The 19,556-nt window shown below is 45.7% G+C and carries 14 protein-coding genes and 1 riboswitch; of the genes, 13 read left to right on the plus strand and 1 reads right to left on the minus strand.

The window, feature by feature from the left end:
- The first annotated feature begins 5 nt into the window (after positions 1–5).
- The 9 genes from BLW49_RS10335 (at position 6) to BLW49_RS10370 (ending at position 10,799) form a co-directional block, all read left to right on the plus strand.
- Positions 6–1,211, plus strand: coding sequence for an NAD-dependent epimerase/dehydratase family protein (locus tag BLW49_RS10335; protein WP_090724424.1), 1,206 nt, complete (start codon positions 6–8; stop codon positions 1,209–1,211).
- A 257-nt stretch (positions 1,212–1,468) separates the two neighbouring features.
- A complete protein-coding gene (locus BLW49_RS10340; protein WP_090724558.1) occupies positions 1,469–2,668 on the plus strand; it encodes an MFS transporter in 1,200 nt (399 codons plus the stop codon).
- 37 nt (positions 2,669–2,705) lie between these two features.
- Positions 2,706–2,882: a hypothetical protein gene (locus tag BLW49_RS28770; RefSeq protein ID WP_177178700.1), complete on the plus strand. Its 177-nt coding sequence runs from the start codon at positions 2,706–2,708 to the stop codon at positions 2,880–2,882.
- Positions 2,883–3,062: 180 nt separating this feature from the next.
- Positions 3,063–5,318 carry an ATP-binding cassette domain-containing protein gene (locus BLW49_RS10345; RefSeq protein ID WP_090724425.1) on the plus strand — a complete coding sequence of 752 codons (2,256 nt, stop codon included), beginning with the start codon at positions 3,063–3,065 and terminating at the stop codon, positions 5,316–5,318.
- 73 nt (positions 5,319–5,391) lie between these two features.
- A complete protein-coding gene (locus BLW49_RS10350; protein WP_090724427.1) occupies positions 5,392–5,700 on the plus strand; it encodes a hypothetical protein in 309 nt (102 codons plus the stop codon).
- Positions 5,701–6,024: 324 nt separating this feature from the next.
- Positions 6,025–8,448: an RNA polymerase recycling motor HelD gene (gene helD / locus BLW49_RS10355; RefSeq protein ID WP_090724429.1), complete on the plus strand. Its 2,424-nt coding sequence runs from the start codon at positions 6,025–6,027 to the stop codon at positions 8,446–8,448.
- 145 nt (positions 8,449–8,593) lie between these two features.
- Complete coding sequence (locus BLW49_RS10360) at positions 8,594–9,778, plus strand: serine hydrolase domain-containing protein (RefSeq protein WP_090724430.1); 1,185 nt, start codon at positions 8,594–8,596, stop codon at positions 9,776–9,778.
- Positions 9,779–9,811: 33 nt separating this feature from the next.
- Positions 9,812–10,351, plus strand: a complete 540-nt coding sequence (locus BLW49_RS10365; RefSeq protein ID WP_076313841.1) for a LytTR family DNA-binding domain-containing protein — start codon at positions 9,812–9,814, stop codon at positions 10,349–10,351.
- Between the two features lie 10 nt (positions 10,352–10,361).
- Positions 10,362–10,799, plus strand: a complete 438-nt coding sequence (locus BLW49_RS10370; protein WP_090724431.1) for a hypothetical protein — start codon at positions 10,362–10,364, stop codon at positions 10,797–10,799.
- A gap of 144 nt (positions 10,800–10,943) precedes the next feature.
- Here BLW49_RS10370 and BLW49_RS10375 read toward each other — a convergent pair whose 3' ends face one another.
- Positions 10,944–12,275 carry an APC family permease gene (locus tag BLW49_RS10375; RefSeq protein ID WP_090724433.1) on the minus strand — a complete coding sequence of 444 codons (1,332 nt, stop codon included), beginning with the start codon at positions 12,273–12,275 and terminating at the stop codon, positions 10,944–10,946.
- 253 nt (positions 12,276–12,528) lie between these two features.
- A riboswitch (guanidine-I (ykkC/yxkD leader) is annotated at positions 12,529–12,637 on the plus strand.
- A gap of 71 nt (positions 12,638–12,708) precedes the next feature.
- On the opposite strand from BLW49_RS10375, the gene BLW49_RS10380 reads away from it, so the two are divergent.
- Genes BLW49_RS10380 through BLW49_RS10395 form a run of 4 tightly spaced genes read left to right on the plus strand, consistent with a single transcriptional unit; the run spans position 12,709 to position 19,448 of the window.
- The gene (locus BLW49_RS10380) at positions 12,709–13,434 is read left to right on the plus strand and encodes an urea amidolyase associated protein UAAP1 (protein ID WP_090724434.1); all 726 of its coding nucleotides are present in this window, start codon (positions 12,709–12,711) and stop codon (positions 13,432–13,434) included.
- Positions 13,434–14,108, plus strand: coding sequence for an urea amidolyase associated protein UAAP2 (locus BLW49_RS10385; RefSeq protein WP_177178711.1), 675 nt, complete (start codon positions 13,434–13,436; stop codon positions 14,106–14,108). Before BLW49_RS10380 ends, BLW49_RS10385 begins: the two co-directional genes overlap by 1 nt.
- Positions 14,101–17,718: an urea carboxylase gene (gene uca / locus BLW49_RS10390; RefSeq protein WP_090724436.1), complete on the plus strand. Its 3,618-nt coding sequence runs from the start codon at positions 14,101–14,103 to the stop codon at positions 17,716–17,718. Before BLW49_RS10385 ends, uca begins: the two co-directional genes overlap by 8 nt.
- A complete protein-coding gene (locus BLW49_RS10395) occupies positions 17,715–19,448 on the plus strand; it encodes an allophanate hydrolase (protein ID WP_090724437.1) in 1,734 nt (577 codons plus the stop codon). The genes uca and BLW49_RS10395 overlap by 4 nt, the downstream gene beginning before the upstream one ends.
- Positions 19,449–19,556 lie beyond the last annotated feature (108 nt).

Raw genomic sequence — 19,556 nt, forward strand, 5'->3', positions numbered from 1 at the left:
TAAAGATGACAAACATGGATGTACATAAAAAAATAATTGTATTTGGCGGCGATGGCTTCTGTGGTTGGCCGACCAGCCTTCACTTGTCCAGTTTAGGACATGAAGTGATTATAATTGATAACCTATCCAGAAGAAGAATTGATGAGGAGTGCCAGACCAATTCTCTTACACCAATTCAGTCCATGGAAAATCGTCTTGAAGCCTGGAAGGAAGTATCAGGCAAGCACATCCAGCATTATCTTCTAAATGTCGCCGAGGATTACGATGACCTGTTAAATGTCATAGTGGAGGAAAAGCCGGATGTAATGATCCATTTTGCAGAGCAGCGATCTGCGCCTTATTCTATGAAGTCCTCTCGTTTGAAGCGTTATACAGTGAACAACAATATTAATGCTACTCATAACATACTCAGCGCAATCGTGGAGAGCGGCTTAGATATTCACTTGATTCATTTAGGAACGATGGGTGTCTATGGCTATGGTACGGCAGGGATTCCGATACCTGAGGGGTACCTAGATATTGAGGTAGTTACTGAAGCCGGAGATCGTGTGCAGCAGCAAATTTTGTACCCTACCCATCCGGGATCTATCTACCATATGACCAAATCTCAGGATCAGCTGTTGTTTGCTTTTTATAACAAAAATGATAAGCTTCGCATTACTGATCTTCACCAGGGAATTGTATGGGGAACGCATACCCGAGAGACTCAATTAGACGAAAGACTGATTAATCGCTTCGATTATGACGGAGATTATGGTACAGTTCTCAATCGATTCCTCATGCAGGCAGCGATCGGGCATCCGATTACCGTACATGGGACCGGTGGTCAAACGAGAGCCTTCATTCATATTCAAGATACCGTACGATGTATACAGCTTGCGGTTGAACATCCTCCTGCAACAGGTGATCGAGTGCTCATCATGAATCAAATGACCGAGACACATCGAGTTATTGATCTGGCTGAGATAGTGAGTCGGTTGACCGGCACTGAAATTGCTTATGTTCCGAATCCAAGACAAGAGGCGGCTGAGAATGATCTCCATGTCGAGAATGGTCTCTTTCTATCCAAGGGACTGGTTCCGATTACGCTCAATGAGGGGCTGTTGTCGGAAATCACGGAGATTGCGAAGAAGTATGCCAATCGTGCCGATCATTCGAAAATTCCTGCCATGAGTACGTGGACGAAGCAGCAGAAGCCGGGATTGCTGTAATCTATTATTTCTATAGAACATGGGTAGAAAAGGAGCAGCAGCCGTTCGTGCAGACGCTCCTTTTTGGCTTAAAAGAAATTTTAAGTTCCTTATTTTTATATGCAACCGTATTAATCTTATATTTATAACTCGAGCGGTTCGGTCTAATATATAGCAGCGAAGGATATTGTCTAACTCGTGCAATATCGCAAAGTGAGTACATAAGGAGACTTCTTAGAGTGAATAAACGTACAGGAACATTCAACAAAATTTATGCGATGCAACTGGCAACGATATTTATTGGCTTCATCATATTCGGCTTGTCAGAGAACATTAAAGGTCCCGCCATCCCCCGCATTCAATATGACTTCATGCTGGATGAATCTCAGCTCGGTACATTGTTATCTCTAAATGCGCTTGGCTATTTAATTGCCTGCTCATTCACTGCTTATCTAACAAGATTATGGGGGATCAAGGTCATAACGGTGTTATCCTTTGCTGCTATGGCGATCTCGGGAATATTTATATTCCTATCACAGCAGTATGCCTTATTCTCAGCCTCCTATTTCTTGATGTATATCGGTAACGGCATGCTGGAGATTGGGCTCGCCATTCTTGGTGCTCGTATATTTGTGAAGAACACGGGAACGATGATGAATTTGACCCATGGATTCTATGGCCTGAGCTCGACAGTGGCTCCTCTAATTGCAACAGGACTTATGGAGGTTACAATTAACGGATATACGCTGGATTGGCGAGGAATGTACCTTGTCATGCTGCTTTTGTCTGTTATTCCTATCATTTTTGCCCTGTTCAGTTCTTTTCCTGGTGATGATGTCGCACAGGAGGATCGTTTGCCGCTAAAAGTTCTCCTGAAGGACCCCGTGCTATGGCTTATGGTGCTGGTGTTATCATTCGGAGTTGTATCTGAATTGGCTGTCGGAGGGTGGCTCGTTAACTTCCTTGAGAAGGCTTACGGCTGGGATACTGTGTCGGCTTCAGGTATGTTATCAACCTTCTTCCTATGCTTCGCTCTGGCGAGATTGATCTTAGGTCCTGTTACAGACAGAATCGGATTTACCCTATCTTTAATTATTTTCTCTGGAGTATCTGCAATCTGTACATTTATTGCTATATTTGGCGGAGAACATCTTGCATTTCTATTTGCGGCTTCAGGGATCGGTATTGCGATGATCTATCCAACGGTGATGGCCTTCATCGCTAGACGATATCCAAACGGAAGTGATACCGCCATTACGTTTACCGTCACGCTTATGGGAGTAGGCAGTGTGATCGGGAACTATCTTATTGGAGCTATTACAGAGTGGACGAAGAGCTTCTTTGGCGCAGATACCCAGCTCGGGCTATTCCGGGGACTGCAGGCGGGTTATGGATTCATCGGATTATGTGCCGCATTATGTGCAATTACAGGGGTCATTCTATATATTTATTTGTCCAAACGTAAGCAAGTCATATAATGAGATCATACTCTTTGATGAAAGGATCGTAATTTACATGTATTACAAAGGTGCGCTTCCAGGAGTTGATAATTTGATCTATTTCAAGAGCGACGTTCAATTGAAAGAAAATGACGTCGTTGTCTTGAACGATCAGAAATATTTCATTCAAAGTATAGAGAATGGATTGCTGCTGCTTCTGAGAGTTGGTTCGATTGTTACGGTAAGTGTGTAACAGCATGTGATAGATATTAAGACTAAGTCGCCTGATTTGGCGGCTTTTTTCGTGTGATTTGGTTATCGGTGATTCACGTTGACATGACCTGATTGGAGTCTTATAATCGTTTCGTCAACAAACGGTTTTTTTAGATGTAAAGTGTGCATATATCGAAAATGATGATAAAGGAGTGTAGGCATGGCAGAATGGAATCAAGAGTACATTGTACTCTCCGGGGCAAGGGAGAATAATTTGAATGATGTGTCCTTAAGCATCCCGAAGCGAAAGATTACCATCTTCACCGGCGTGTCGGGATCGGGCAAGTCATCTATTGTATTTGATACAATCGCCGCAGAATCTACTCGCTTGCTGAATGAAAATTTCAGTATGTTTGTACGCAATTTTCTCCCTCGTGTGCCGCAGCCGGATACGGATTCGATTGAGAATCTAAGCATGGCCGTTATTGTGGATCAGAAACGACTGGGGGGAGGGTCTCATTCCACGATGGGTACAATTACCGATATTTCTCCGATCCTGCGCCTTCTGTTCTCTCGAGTCGGTCAGCCGCATGTTGGGGCAGCGCATATGTTCTCTTTTAACGATCCGCAAGGGATGTGTCCGGAGTGCAGCGGCTTGGGACGGAAGCTGGGTGTTAACATGAATAAGGCCATCGACATGTCCAAGTCCCTCTCGGAAGGAGCTATTATGCTGCCTGACTATTCGGTGAACGGCTGGGAATGGAATATGCTGATGCAGTCTGGAGACTATGATCCAGATAAGAAGCTGAGTGATTATTCGGAGGAAGAGCTGGATCATCTGCTCTATTCCAAAGCACGGAAAGTGAAGATGGATTTTGCCGGAAAGCCAACAAATGTGACGGTAGAAGGTGTCATTGAGAAGTTTACCAACAAATACATCAAGCAGGATGTAAAGACCAAATCCGAACGGACACAAAAAACAGTCGCACCCTATATCTCTGAAGGCCCTTGCTCGAGTTGTCACGGTGCGAGACTCAGTCAAGCCACTTTAAGCTGCAAAATTAATGGGCTTAACATTGCGGATCTGTCCTCTATGGAAGTGGGAGAGCTGCTTAATGTGATTCAAAATATTGACGAGCCGATTGCAGCTCCCATTGTTAAATCGCTGACAGAGCGGCTTCAGCATCTTGTCGATATTGGACTCGACTATTTGACACTGGATCGTGAAACAGATACCTTGTCCGGGGGTGAGTCTCAGCGGGTCAAGATGGTCAAGCATTTAAGCGGGAGTCTGGTTGACGTAACTTATATTTTTGATGAGCCCAGTGTGGGTCTTCATCCAAGGGACGTGCATAGACTGAATGAATTACTGCAGAAGCTGCGCGATAAGGGCAATACGGTGATCGTAGTTGAACATGATCCTGATGTCATCAAGGTCGCGGATCATATTGTGGATGTAGGTCCTTATGCCGGAAGTCGCGGCGGGAATATCGTATATGAAGGCAGCTACCAAGGTCTGCTTGAGTCGAATACGCTCACGGGCAACCATATGAAGCTTCCGCTTCAATTGAAGCAGGAATCGAGACGCCCCTCAGGACATCTCTCGATCAAGGATGCATCGCTGCATAATTTGAAGAACGTGAGTGTTGATATTCCAGCAGGCATTCTGACCGTTGTTACAGGAGTTGCTGGTTCGGGCAAAAGTACGCTGATTAACGATATATTTCTCAGCGAGCACCCTGATGCAATCGTGATCGATCAATCCGCAGTTGGTGTCTCAACACGTTCAAATCCGGCTACCTACACGGGGATTATGGATGATGTGCGCAAAGCGTTTGCTTCCGCAAACAAAGTAAACCAAGGCTTATTCAGCTTTAACTCCAAAGGGGCTTGTGAGAATTGCCAGGGGCTGGGGGTTGTATATACGGACCTTGCATTCCTTGACAGTGTGAAGCTGCCGTGTGATGTGTGTGGAGGCAAACGCTTTAAGGAAGAGGTGCTGGAGTACAAGCTGAACGGCAAATCGATTGCCGATGTACTGGCAATGACGGTAGAGCAGGCCCTGGAATTCTTTGAGCTTAAGGAAGTCGTCCGTAAGCTGCAGGCGATGAGTGATGTAGGACTAAACTACGTTACACTGGGACAACCCCTCAGCACATTGTCTGGCGGAGAATGTCAGCGTATCAAGCTGGCAAGCGAGCTGCACAAGAAGGGCAGCATCTACGTTATGGACGAGCCGACAACGGGTCTCCATATGTCCGATATTGGCCACCTGCTAGCGATCATGAACCGACTCGTAGATGCTGGCAATACGGTCATTGTCATTGAGCATAACCTTGAAGTAATCAGTCAAGCGGATTGGATTATTGATCTGGGGCCTGATGGAGGAAGCAAGGGCGGTCAAATCGTGTATGAAGGTCCCCCAGCACAGATTCTTCATGCGGAATCGTCGATTACCGGACGGTACCTAAGGTAAAGGTGGTACTTTCTTCGATTATTGAACGATGTATGTTAGAATAACAGCTTAACTTACTTCTGGAGGATATAGAATGAATCAACGATTTCGAATTACAAGATCGATGCAAGATGCTGCGGAAGCTCTTGAAATTTCATTAGATGAGTGCAAAGCCTATTTTGCAGAGAAGGATGATTTTACTTATGAGACTGTACTGACTGTCAAAGGTCCGGAGAGCACGATGTCAATTAAGGGTGATTTCTTCATGTGGGAGCTGAGAGAGATGCGGATTCCGTTCCGGCATTATAATGGGGATATTTATGTAGCCATTTCTCAAGAAGAGGTTGTACCTAAGATGATGGAAGTCGCGTCAGATCTACGTGCAGACATTGTGGAAGGTTAATGAAGTTCACATCAGGGGTTAATGAGAAAATAATAAATACTTTAAATCAGAGCCACCTAACAGGGTGGCTCTATGTATTATAAAGGGAGCGTGTTAGACACAGCAGAAGCTGGAGTATACAAAAAAACAGACCCGACTGGCTGCCGAGTCTGTTTATAAATAAAAAATGATTTGCACACAAAAAAGCAATGTGATACTATGTTGAAACGAATGTCTCAATACATTGTCACAAGGCATAATGAACCTATTTTTTATCTCACACTATTATCTTATCATATGCCTTGTGGATTGTCAAATCTCGAATGAAGGGCGGATCTGCAAGTGATGAATACTAAAGAATGGAACCTAGAGCAGGAACGGTTAAATCAGGTTGTACGGGAGCTGGAAGCGAGAATCATTGAATTGGAACCGGAGGTTACTGGGCTGCATGATCAGGTAACAGGTATTCGCCGTCGTTTCTGGGAAGAAGTGACCGTCAACACCAATACGCATGAGGACTTTGAAGAAACGTTTTACAGCATAAGGCAGCAGGAGGCGCTATTGTCAGAGCGGGAGAGAAGCCACAAGCTTCGCTTGCAGCAGTTGAGGAATATGAAGCGATTACTGAAATCGCCTTATTTCGGCAGGATTGATTTCAAGGAAAAAGGGATGAGCGTCACGGAGAAGGTTTATATTGGCGTTTCTTCCTTTGTAGATTCGGAAGGGATGGATTTCTTGGTTTATGACTGGCGCACGCCCATAGCAAGCATGTATTACGATTATGAGCCTGGAGCGGCCAGCTATGATACACCCAGCGGACAGATCGCGGGTATGATGACGCTTAAGAGACAGTATCAAATTCGGCAAGGTGAGCTGTGCAATGTGTTTGACACAAGTCTGACGATCGGGGACGAACTATTACAACAGGTGCTTGGTCAAGGTGCAGACCATCAGATGAGGAGTATAGTAGCCACAATACAGAAGGAACAGAACGCAATTATTCGTAACGATACCAGTCGAATGCTGATCGTTCAGGGTGCAGCAGGCAGCGGCAAAACTTCAGCAGCGCTTCAGCGGGTTGCATATCTTCTCTACAAGCATCGGGAGAGATTAACCGCAGATCAAGTCGTTCTATTTTCACCCAATCCGATGTTCAACAGCTACGTGTCGACTGTACTGCCTGAGCTCGGCGAAGAGAATATGCAGCAGGTGACCTTTCAGGAATATCTTGATTATTCGCTCAGCGACACATTTCATCTCGAGGATCCGTTCGATCAAATGGAATATGTATTGACAGCACAACGATCTCATGAAGAAGAGTACGCAGCAAGGTTAAGCGGTATAAAATACAAAGCTTCCGAGGGATTTCTAAATGTGATACAAAATTATGCAAATTGGCTTACGCACGAAGGGATGCAATTTAGAGCCATTCGGTTTCGTGGACGTGATCTAATCTCAGCAGAGCAAATAGAATCTAAATTCTACAGCTATGATGCTTCCATTCGACTTGCCAATCGGATTGCTCTGTTGAAGGAGTGGCTGCTAAGTGAACTTCGTATTCTTGAGAAAAAAGAGCTGGAAGCTTTTTGGGTACGAGATGAGCTTGATTATCTTGATCAGGATGCATATGCCGAAGTATATCGTGAATTGCATAACGAGAGGGCGGTCTTTGACTTTGCCGAACAATATGAAGAGGTCAGAGAGAGATTAAATAACCGGCGCAGGGCGGATGAAGGGGATTTTGATTTCGCCGATCGAGAGGAAGAGCTGCTGCGAGTAATGGTTGTGAAAGAGAACTTCTCACCTGTAAAACAAAGTGTAAAGCGGTTGTCATTCATTGATCTAGCTCAGATATATTCGAATTTATTTGAGGAAGAGCGTGTGTTTGGGCAGATGGGAGATCAAGCAGATATGCCGTCATTATGGCCGCAGATTTGTCAGCAGACGAGGGATAAGCTCGGGCAGCTTGAATTATTTTACGAAGATGCTACACCCTATTTGTTTTTAAAAGAGCTCATTGAAGGCGTGCGGACAAATACCCAGGTGCGGCATGTGTTCGTTGACGAAGGACAGGATTATTCGATGTTCCAATATGAGTACCTCAAAAAAATGTTTCCTCGTGCTCGAATGACGATTTTGGGTGATTTCAGCCAGGCCATCTACACGCAGGCAACGGAGCTGCATGGTGTGGACTCCCCCCTCATTCGGCTATATGGTGAAGCAGACACAAGTGTATTTCACCTGGTTCGGAGTTATCGTTCGACGAGAGAAATTGTTGAATTTACCAAAGCGTTGCTGCCCGAAGCCAAAGAGGTCATCCCTTTTGATCGCAGTGGCAGGAAGCCTGACCTATATAGAGTTGAAAATGGAGAGAATCGGATCATTCGTATTGCTGAGCACCTCACTTCTCTTAGGGAAGAAGGACTCACCTCGATTGGTATCATTACAAAGACGGCAGCCGAGAGTAAAGAGGCATATGAGCTGCTAACTGCAAGTGGCTGCCAAGATGTGAAGCTGGTAACGAAGGGTACGCTCACCTTTGAAGCGGGTGTGTCGATCATCCCTGTCTACTTGGCAAAGGGTGTGGAATTCGATGCTGTCCTTATCTATGATGCGTCTGCTGATAGTTATCAACAGGAGAGTGAGCGTAAGTTATTTTATACAGCCTGTACACGTGCGATGCATCGGCTGCTGCTCTATTCAACAGGAGAATGGACACCATTCGTCCAATCACTGAATGCAGATTTGTTTGTGGTGACCCAGTCATAACGAGTGCTGTTCGTAGCTGCTTTGAGCCATCCCAAAAGATGACTTAGCCTTAAAAAATGACCACTTACCGTAGAACGGCATCTATTTTCCAATTTACGGATTAGATTATGTATATAAATACATGAATCGAAAGGTGGTTCACACGTTGAGAATTGTCATTAGCATTTTGGCAGGAATCGTCATTATTGCTGTATTAGGATGGGTCATATTAGCTGTGATGAATAGGCCGTTGTCAGAGGAAGAAGCCAGTGAACAGATCCGCAGCCATTTATCCAAAATCGTCAATAACAACCGTGACTTATCGAGTGTCTTACTAACGATTTACTCCAACCAAACGGGATACCATGGACAATTTGCGGTAGGAACAATAAACCGTTCTTCACAAAAACCTGTTCATGCTGACAGTCCGTATCATTCTGCCAGTATCGGTAAAACGATGTGCGCTGCTGTCTTTGGTTTACTGGTGGATGAAGGCAAGCTTGAATATGAAGATAAGATCAATAATTGGCTCGATCAGGATATACTTGAGAGATTATTTGTGATAGACGGCATAGATTATAGTGATCAAGTAACGATTAGACATCTCTTGAACCATACTTCAGGAGCTGCAGATTACTTTGAGGGTCCCGTACTGCACGGGGAACCGATGCTGACAAGAATCTCATCAGATCCAGATCTTGCCTTCACTCCCCAGGAACTCATCTCATTCACAAGAGATTATCAAGAACCCGTGGGAATTCCGGGTCAACAATTTTATTATTCGGATACGGGCTATATTTTGCTTGGACTTATCCTGGAAGCGGTGGAAGGTCGGCCTTACTCGACAATTTTAGAAGAAAAAGTATTTAAACCATTAGGCATGGATCATAGTTATTTGTTCACTAAGGATCGACCGGCGGCGGCTGAATTACTTGGAATCTACATCAATGATATTGACTTTAGCAGAAGAGATGCATTATCGGTTGACTGGGCAGGCGGAGGAGTGGTCACGACGATGAATGATCTATTAAAGTTCATGCGAGCACTGGAGGATGGAGAATGGTTGTCTGATGAGGTATACCGTCAGATGACGAGCTTTGATCAGCAATATGAAAAAGGGACTCATTACAGCATGGGCATGATGTTATTTGATTTTAGTGAGCTGTCCTTTCTGCTGGGCTCAATGACCGATCTGTATGGCGGTGTCGGCGCTACTGGGACTTATATGCTCTATGATAAACAAAAGGATACGTATTTTATTGCGAATTTCGGTTCTCTGGAATACAAGAAAAAAGGGATTGAGGAGTTAATAAAAATCAGGATGATCTATGATAGGATGGTTGTAGAATAACGAATTTTGTATGCTGTCAATAGGAGACTTCGGATGGTTCAATTGATATGTTCAGATAAGGTTCGGGATAAATTAAGGCAAGAATTGATCAAGTATCAGATAGAAGTCTCGCAGGACAGCAGTATTGCACTCGTAGAACGAGGTCATGATCTGCCCAAGGAGAAGCTCAGTATTGTTTTTGATGCACTGGATTATATGGATGTAATTAAGCTGCTCGTGTCCGGTATTCGTGATGATCATCAGATCAGGAATACACTAACCGGATTTCTGGATAATAAATTTGCAGTCATCGATCCAACAGATGTCTTATATCTAGAAGCGGGATCGGAGGGGATTATGGCCTATACGGTCAAAAATCAATATAGTATCAAAGAGACGCTGCAGTATTACGAGAACCTGTGGGCAGCAAAAGGATTTGTCCGGATCAATAAATCCCAGCTTGTGAATCTGCTGCATGTCAAAGAGATTATTCCTTGGTTTAACTCCAGATATGTCATTCGTATGGACAACAACACAGAACTAGAAGTATCAAAGATGTTCTCGAAGAAGCTTAGGAACACACTTAAAATATAGGAGAATCACGATGGAAAAGATTCATTATGCAAACATTATAAAGTCATTTTTTCTGGGCCTCTTCATGGGTGTGATTCTCCAGTTTCTAGACACATCAGATACAGCGTTCACTTATAGAGCAATGGTTGTACTGGCCAGCGGAAGTATAGGGCTCATCATTGGGTTTCTTACGGAATGGGTCACAGCTCTTCTTCCGATTAACATTGCAAATTCTCGAACCTACTTTTTCATTAACAATCTGATTGCCCTGCTGGTGACAGCATGCATAATGATTACTTTTTATATGTTAAGCAGAGGCGAAATAGAGAGCAGAGGAGAATTCACCTCGTCCCTGCTGATTGTGCTTGCCATCATTTGTATTGCGAATGTATTGGATTATGTAATGTACCGACGAGCGCAGAAAAGGTTGGAGAGGTTTAAGAATGTAGTTAAGAGGAATAACCTGTAGCTGAGAAGCGTTATGTCATAAATAGGGCATGGATTGACCGCCCACTTCACTGAACAATATTCTAGTGAGTTGATTATTGTGAAGAGTATTACAACAAAACAGCAGCTTTTGGCTGCTGTTTTTACTTTATATCAGGAATACAACCTATACTGCCTTTTCAATCTCGCCTAAGACCACGCCTTCTTTTACCGATCTCGCTCTGTTAATGGTATACAATATGAGTCCTAGTATGATCCAGCCAGATCCGAGCAGAAGAGAAGAAAGCTCAAGCAAGGTAATCAGATAGAATACAAATCCAGCACCAATGAGTGGGAATACAAGGCGGAATACGAGGTCTCTAGGTTCTCGCTGCTTATTCCGGATTATGTAATGAAATATGACAGATAAGTTTACGAACAGGAAGGCGGTTAGTGCCCCGAAGCTGACAAACATGATGGCAGTTTCAAGACTGATAAACATAGCGAACAAGGAAATGATACTGACGAGTACGATGTTAAACACCGGGGTCCGGAATTTAGGGTGAATAGAACTGAATTTGCTCGGAAGCAGGGAGGATCTGCCCATGACCAAGAGAAGACGTGACACCGTAGTCATGGAGGCCATTCCTTGTGCAAGTATGGAGAAGATAATAACAAAAGTGAATATCGATGCAAGTATACCTCCGCCAATCATCTGCATGAGTTCGAATCCGGCAGCGTCGATATGACTAAATGTGAGGGAGGGATATAGCTGCTGTATGAGGTATGCTGTCACAAAATACATGATACCTGCAGCGATCACAATAATCATGATGGCACGAGGAATGGTCTTCTTGGGGTCTTTGGTTTCTTCCGCCATTGTTGTAATCGAATCGAAGCCAAGAAATGAGAAGCAGACAAGGGAAGCGCCGGCCAAAATAGAGGAGAAAGAAACTCCCGTCGTGCTGCTCAGCGGATTCAATCCGGCAGTAAATCCTTCAGTTACTGCTTTGTAGGCAAGAAATGCGCAGAAGCTGGCGATAAACAAAATTTGCATCATTACAAAAATCTTGTTTATGTTTGCTGAGGTCTTTATCCCAATTACATTAATGGTCATGACGACAAGCGTCAGCAGGATGATCCATACATAAGAGGGTACAGTCGGGAACTGGGCATGTAAATTAATGCCAAACATCAGAACGGCGACAATACAGGAGAACAAGTAATCCAGCAATATGACCCAGCCGACAATGAAGCCCATAAAAGGATTCATTGCTTTGCTTACATAGGTATAGGCAGAACCGGATACAGGAAATGCTCTTGCCATCTGACCATAGCTTGCTGCGGTAAATAAAATCGCTGCGAAGGCCAGAACATAGGCTGCCAGGAGCATGCCTCCTGAACCTTCATGAAGCACGCCGAAGCTTGTAAAGAAAATCATGGGGGACATCCAGGCAAGTCCCATGGTCACAACATGAGTGAGTGATAGGTCTCTTTTTAGTGTTATGGTTTGTGACATATACATCCTCCTCCAATAGCTTATTTATCCGCAAATTCTCGCATGTCATTTCTCCTCACTTTGTTTCAGGGTTTTTTTCAAAAATCAAGCATTATTTTTGATGATAATAGAATCATATGTTCTGATTTAGTGGAAAACACAAGAATAATAGTACTTTAATGCAAATAAATTTGAGGTATTTCTTTATTTTCCGGAAATATATATTGCATTATCGGATATTTAGAGTTAGTATTTATGACATCAACAATTACATACTAAAGTTTTCTAGGGTTCCGGGTCGTATAATCGACTGGCTGGTCCGAGAGAAAACGCATCAGCAGCTTATCTACTGATGTACACGGCGGGAAAAAAGCCCGGGAGAATCCATCAAAGTGTTCTTTGATGTTTCTCCCGGGCTTTTTTATATTTATTTGCACATAGGAGGAATGAGATCATGACAGCATTATTCTCAATTACAGTAGAGCCGGGCGGCAAATGGTCGGCGTATGTGGGCAGAGGTAAATCCATTACCTTTACAGCGCAAAGTGACAGAGCCAATCTGTCCGCGTTATTATTTCACGCACCTTATCCATCGGAAAGATACAATATGCCAGATACGCTGAAAGCTCAGCATACTGCATTTTTGACACAAGGACATGTGTTAATGAGTGATCAGGGCAGAGTACTGGCCTCGATTACTGAGGATTCGGTTGGTTGGCATGATCCGCTCTCCGGATATACAACAAAGCAAATGACGGATGACAAGTATGGTGTCACAAGTTATCAGAAGGATCGGAACCAGCGGCTGCGAAATGGGGAAGAGAATTTGATTGTGGAAATGTACAGACACCATTTGTCTCCGCGGGATTTGAGCTCCCCCATCAACTTCTTCTCGAAAGTCATCTGTGAGCTGGACGGAACGATGAAGTATGTCTCTCAATCCACGGCAGGTAGATCGGTGACCCTTCGAACGGAAATGGATGTGCTGCTGGTCTTGTCTAACACGCCTAATCCATTAGATCCTACGACAAAGTATCCTGCATCGAGTGTTCAAGTGGATGTCGCGGATGCGGCGCCTGTTACTGAAACCGATCCATGTGTAACGCTTTGTGATGAGAACAGACGAGCGTTTGAGAATACCTGGAATGCTTACGCATTGATGAAGGGAGCGAACGAATGATGAGTACAATTAATCCTAATTCCGTAACAAGCAGTCTCAAGCCAGAAGATGCAGTATACAAACAGATCATTCCGGCAGGTGAGGGCTGGCTCTATGATCTGAAGCAGGGGCAGGTGCTGCGAATCGTTGATGTGGAAGGGAATCAGGCCGTGGACACCCTTTTTTATTCAAGTGAGAATCCAACCGATCATTATAGTGCTGTACGCACCATATCAAATCAGGGCAATATTTATCTAACAACAGGCTCCACATTGCTGGCTGAATCCGGACAGGAGCTGCTTCGCATTACGGCTGATACTTGCGGCAGACATGATACGATCGGAGGAGCTTGTTCGGCGCAGAGCAATACGGTACGTTACGCACACGACAAGCTGCCGATGCATAACTGCAGAGACACCTTCATGCTGATGTTATCTGAGCGGAGTGAGTACACCAAGCGGGATCTGGCTCCTAACGTAAATTTCTTTATGAACGTACCTGTTACACCGGAAGGTGAGCTGACTTTTGCAGATGGAATCTCTGGTCCAGGGCGATATGTAGAGCTCATTGCTCTTGTGCCCGTAACCGTGCTGATCAGCAATTGTCCGCAGCTGAACAATCCGTGCAATGGCTATAATCCTACTCCGGCGGAGGTTCTAATCTGGGAAGCGAAAGGGGAGCAATTCGATGTTTAAAAAAGTACTTGTTGCCAATCGCGGTGCTATTGCGGTTCGAATTATTCGCACATTGAAAAAGATGGGGATTTCATCTGTGGCTGTCTATACGAAGGCAGATCGCGACAGCCTTCATGTCGAGCACGCGGATGAAGCTGTTCTTATCGGGGATGGACCCGCTAAGGAAAGCTATGTGAATGCAGAGCTCATATTGAATACGGCTCTAGAGTCAGGTGCGGATGCCATCCATCCGGGATATGGGTTCCTAAGTGAGAATGCGTCCTTTGCCCAAGCCTGTGCGGATCATGGGATTGTCTTTATCGGCCCATCTGCAGAACATATTGAGCTCTTTGGTCTAAAGCATACAGCACGTGCCATGGCAGAGGAAGCGGGTGTTCCGCTTCTTCCGGGAACCGGGCTGATCGATACAGTTGAAGCAGCCGCTCAGCAGGCAGCAGCGATCGGTTATCCTGTCATGCTGAAATCTACAGCAGGCGGCGGAGGAATCGGAATGCGGATCTGTGAGGATGAGTCTGTGCTCCGAGCCGCCTTTGATTCGGTAACTCGCCTCGCGATAAGCAACTTTAATGATGGCGGCGTTTTTCTCGAGAAGTACATTGCCAGAGCGCGTCATGTGGAGGTACAGATCTTCGGAAGCTCGAACGGTGAAGCAGCAGCCCTTGGCGAACGAGATTGCTCTGTACAGCGACGGAATCAAAAAATCATTGAAGAGACACCAGCACCACAGCTTCCTGAACATGTGCGGTCAGCGATGCTGGACAGTTCACGCAGGCTTGCTGTGACAGCAGGTTATCGGAATGCGGGTACGGTTGAATTTTTGTACGATCCAGAGCATGAACAATATTATTTTCTCGAAGTGAACACTCGTCTTCAGGTAGAACACGGCGTCACGGAAGAAGTGCTGGGTATAGATCTGGTGGAATGGATGGTAAAAGAGGCAGCGAATGAGCTTGATTTATTAAATACAGATATGCCTCAGTCCAAGGGTCACAGCCTTCAGGTTCGTTTATATGCCGAGGATTGTGTCCATGATTTTCGTCCAAGTGATGGCCGGATTGATGCGATTCATTGGCCGGAGGGTGTACGTGTGGAATCCTGGATTCAAAAAGGTGTGGAGATCACGACGCTGTATGATCCGATGCTGGCCAAGATTATCGTCCATGCAGATACAAGATCTGAAGCCATTGCGAGAATGACAGAGGCTTTACAACGTCTTCGTATATATGGAATCACTACAAATCAATCTTATATTGAGGCGTTCCTCCAAACCGAGCTCTTTCAAAAAGGTGAAGTCTACACGCGCATGCTCGGCGGATTCATGCCTGATGAACGTGCGATCGAAGTGCTGGACGGTGGTGTGCAGACGACGGTACAGGATGTTCCGGGGAGAACGGGATATTGGGATATTGGTGTACCCCCTTCAGGGCCGATGGACCGTCTTGCTTTTCGGATCGGCAACAAGCTCCTTGGTAACAAGGAGGAAGCGCCAGGTCTTGAACTGACCCTTCGAGGTGGAGAATATCTGTTCAGAGAGAAGATTACATTCTGTATCACGGGTGCAGATATGGGGGCAGAACTAAATGGTGTGCCTATAGAATTGTATACACCGACGGCAGCACCTGCAGGGGCGATTCTTAAATTTGGTGAAGCTAAGAAGGGGATGCGAGCTTATCTGCTCGTAGCAGGCGGTCTTGATATGCCTCTCACATTAGGTAGTGCATCGACCTTTACACTAGGCGGCTTCGGAGGACATACGGGGAGCGCTCTGAGAGCCGGCGCTGTTATTCGTGTATCCAGCCAGACCGATGGAGGAACGCTGCAGCCACTTGCTGAAGGTTCGCGTCCGATGTACACAAGAGAATGGACCATTGGAGTTATACCGGGACCGCATTGTACGTCAGAGTATCTGCTTCCTGCATATTTGGACCAGCTGACAGGAACAGAGTGGGAGGTTCATTTTAACAGCTCAAGAACAGGTGTGAGATTGATAGGCCCTGCGCCGCTGTGGGCGAGAGAAGACGGGGGAGATGCAGGACTGCATCCTTCAAATATCCATGACAATGCTTATGCGGTTGGTGCGCTGGATCTAACGGGTGATATGCCTATATTACTCGGACCGGATGGCCCAAGTCTAGGTGGATTCGTCTGCCCGGTAACAACGGCATCGGCAGAGCTGTGGAAGATCGGCCAATTAAGTCCAGGGGATAAGGTACGATTCCAGCTGATTACGGTAGAAGAAGCAGAGCAGCTAAGATATGAGCAGGAGCAGTACTTGAATTCTCTATCACGAGACTCCGTATTGCCATTGCTGCCAGAGCATTCTACGGAAGAATACATGCCTGTACTGGCATTTGATGAGGAGCATAGACGGTTTCCAATTACCGTCCGTTGTTCCGGGGATGAGAACATTCTGATTGAATATGGAGATCGTGAACTAAATCTTCTCTACCGCTTCCAGGTGTATGTGCTCATGCAAGCACTGCAAGAAAACGGAGAAATTCCTTATATTGAAATGACACCTGGCATTCGTTCCTTGCAGGTTCATCTGGATGCTTCAAGGATGACCGTCAAAGAAGCTGCAGCTCGAATCATGGAGATTGATCTGCAGCTTCCGGAATTAGAGTCCATTGAAGTGCCTTCTCGGATCGTGAAGCTTCCTTTATCCTGGGATGATCCGGCGACGAGGCTGGCCATTGAACGTTATCAGCAAAATGTTAGACCGGATGCACCTTGGTGTCCGAGCAACCTAGAATTCATTCGCAGAATGAATGGACTTGGTTCCTTGGAGGAGGTTGCGGAGATCGTATTTAATGCTTCTTATCTGGTGATGGGACTTGGCGATGTTTACTTGGGAGCCCCTGTTGCCGTACCGCTAGATCCAAGACACCGGCTAGTCACGACGAAATATAACCCGGCGAGAACATGGACACCGGAGAATGCGGTAGGAATCGGTGGAGCTTACCTCTGTGTGTACGGTATGGAAGGCCCTGGAGGATATCAATTTGTCGGTCGAACCGTTCAAATGTGGAACAAATTCCGGGAAACAGACAATTTTGAACAAGGCAAGCCATGGCTGCTTCGTTTCTTTGACCAGCTTCGCTTCTATCCTGTATCCGAGGAAGAGCTGCTGCAGATGAGAGAGGATTTCCCGAGAGGTGAGTTCAAAGTAGAGGTTGAGGAGACGACCTTCAAACTGGGTGAATATTTGCACTGGATCGAGAGCATCGAGAATGAGTCAGGTGAATTCCGTCATCAGCAGCAATCGGCCTTCCAGGCAGAGAGAGCTTATTGGAAGGAGCTTGGTATTGCTGAGTATGTAGCTGAGCCTGAGGTGCATGCTTCATTTGGAGAGGAGGAACTGCCCGAAGGGAGTCTCGGAGTTAACAGCTCGATGTCGGGTAGTGTATGGAAGGTATTAGTGGAAGAAGGGCAGCAGGTTAAGAAAGGCGATACCATTATAATAGAAGAAAGTATGAAAATGGAGTTTCCACAGACGGCTCCATTTGACGGAATCATCTCATCTATTTACGTAACCTCCGGTGACCAGGTTCGCTCCGGTGACTGTATTGCTGCAATTACACCGATTGAACAGGAGGCGACAGCATCATGACATGGAATGCCGTACCGTTTAACATGACATTGGAATCCTTACGGACAGGGTATTTGAACCAGCAGTTTACACCGCTTGAGGTTATTGAGGTCATTATTCAAAGAGCGGAAGAAGACAAAGACAAAAATATATGGATCTTGCCGCCATCCATTGAACGGATATCTTCATATATACAGCAGCTGCAGCATTTAGATGTGGCGGAACACCCTTTATGGGGAATCCCCTTTGCCATAAAGGACAATATCGAGGTTGCCGGCTGGCCTGTGACGGCCGGGTGTCCGGACTACTCCTATACTCCAGCTGAGCATAGCGAAGTCGTTGCGAGATTGATTGCAGCCGGAGCTGTTCCTGTCGGCAAGACGAATCTGGACCAATTTGCGACCGGTCTCGTCGGTACAAGAAGTCCCTATGGAGAAACACATAACGCACTGAGGAAGGAATTGATTAGCGGCGGCTCCAGCTCAGGATCGGCCGTAGCTGCTGCCCGGGGGCAATGTGCTTTTTCACTTGGAACGGATACGGCTGGATCGGGTAGAGTTCCAGCGGCATTAAATGGATTGGTAGGCTATAAGCCGGCTGTAGGTGCATGGCCGTCTGCAGGCTTGATTCCGGCTTGCCGAAGTATTGATTGCATAACCGTGTTTGCCCACAGTGTTGAAGATGCTGAGAAGATCGATCACTTGGTTCGCGGTAAAAAACAAGGTGATGCGTATTCCAGAGATCTTCTGCTTGGAAATTCCGTGCTCCCTGAGAAATGGCTGCTTCCCCGAGGAGAGCTTACCTTCTATGGCCCTTTTGCTGCTGCATACAAGAAAGCATGGGAGGAAGTAAGACACAGCATCACTTCATCCGGGCATCTAGTGGAGGAAGTCGATATTTCCATCTTGCAGGAAGCAGCTGCACTGCTCTATGAAGGTCCCTTGGTCGCAGAGAGATGGTCTGATCTTGAGTCATTTATTGAAGCCAATCCAGACGCTGCCTTCCCCGTAACAGAGCAAATTCTTAGGTCTGGAGCCAGAGAAGATTTTACTGCCGCCGCATTGTTCCGTGCACAGCATAGATTGGCTGAAATGAAAGAAATAACCAGGGGAATGATGATAAATGGTGTCTTGGTTCTTCCTACATGCGGAGGCACGTGGACACGTGAGCAGGTTCGTATCGATCCGATTCATACCAATAGTCAAATGGGACTTTATACGAATCATTGCAACCTATTGGATCTGAGTGCAGTTGCTATTCCAGCAGGGGAGGCGGAGGAGGATTTACCGTTTGGAATCACGTTGTTCTCACTGCCTGAAGAGGAATCAAGCATGGTCGAGGCAGCGAAATGGTATCAGCAACATGAGGAGCATGTCACAATTGCAGTGTGTGGACTTCACATGAAAGGTATGTCGCTGGAGAAACAAATGACCGCACTTCGTGCCGAGTTTATTGAAGAGACCTATACCTCTTCACATTATCAGCTGTATAAGCTGGATACATTGCCTCCGAAACCGGGTCTGGTTCGAGTGAATCATAACGGAGCGGCGATTCAGCTTGAGCTGTGGAAAATGCCTGTGGCCTCGTTCGGTCGATTTACGGCTTCTATTCCATCTCCCCTTGGAATTAGCAAGATCGAACTCGAGGATGGGAGATGGGTATCTGGATTCATATGTGAAGTAGCGGCAGTTCAACATGCGCTGAATATAACAGCTTCCGGCGGCTGGAGACATGCTGTCGTTCATAACTAACCTAATGTATTGGAAATAATGCCTATACTCATGATGATTTCATGAGTATAGGCCATTTTCATATTGATTATTACAAGGTGATGTATCTGTTGCTATAAATTGTAAATT

The sequence above is a fragment of the Paenibacillus sp. PDC88 genome (genome assembly GCF_900106725.1).
GTDB classification, from domain to species: Bacteria; Bacillota; Bacilli; order Paenibacillales; family Paenibacillaceae; genus Paenibacillus; species Paenibacillus shunpengii.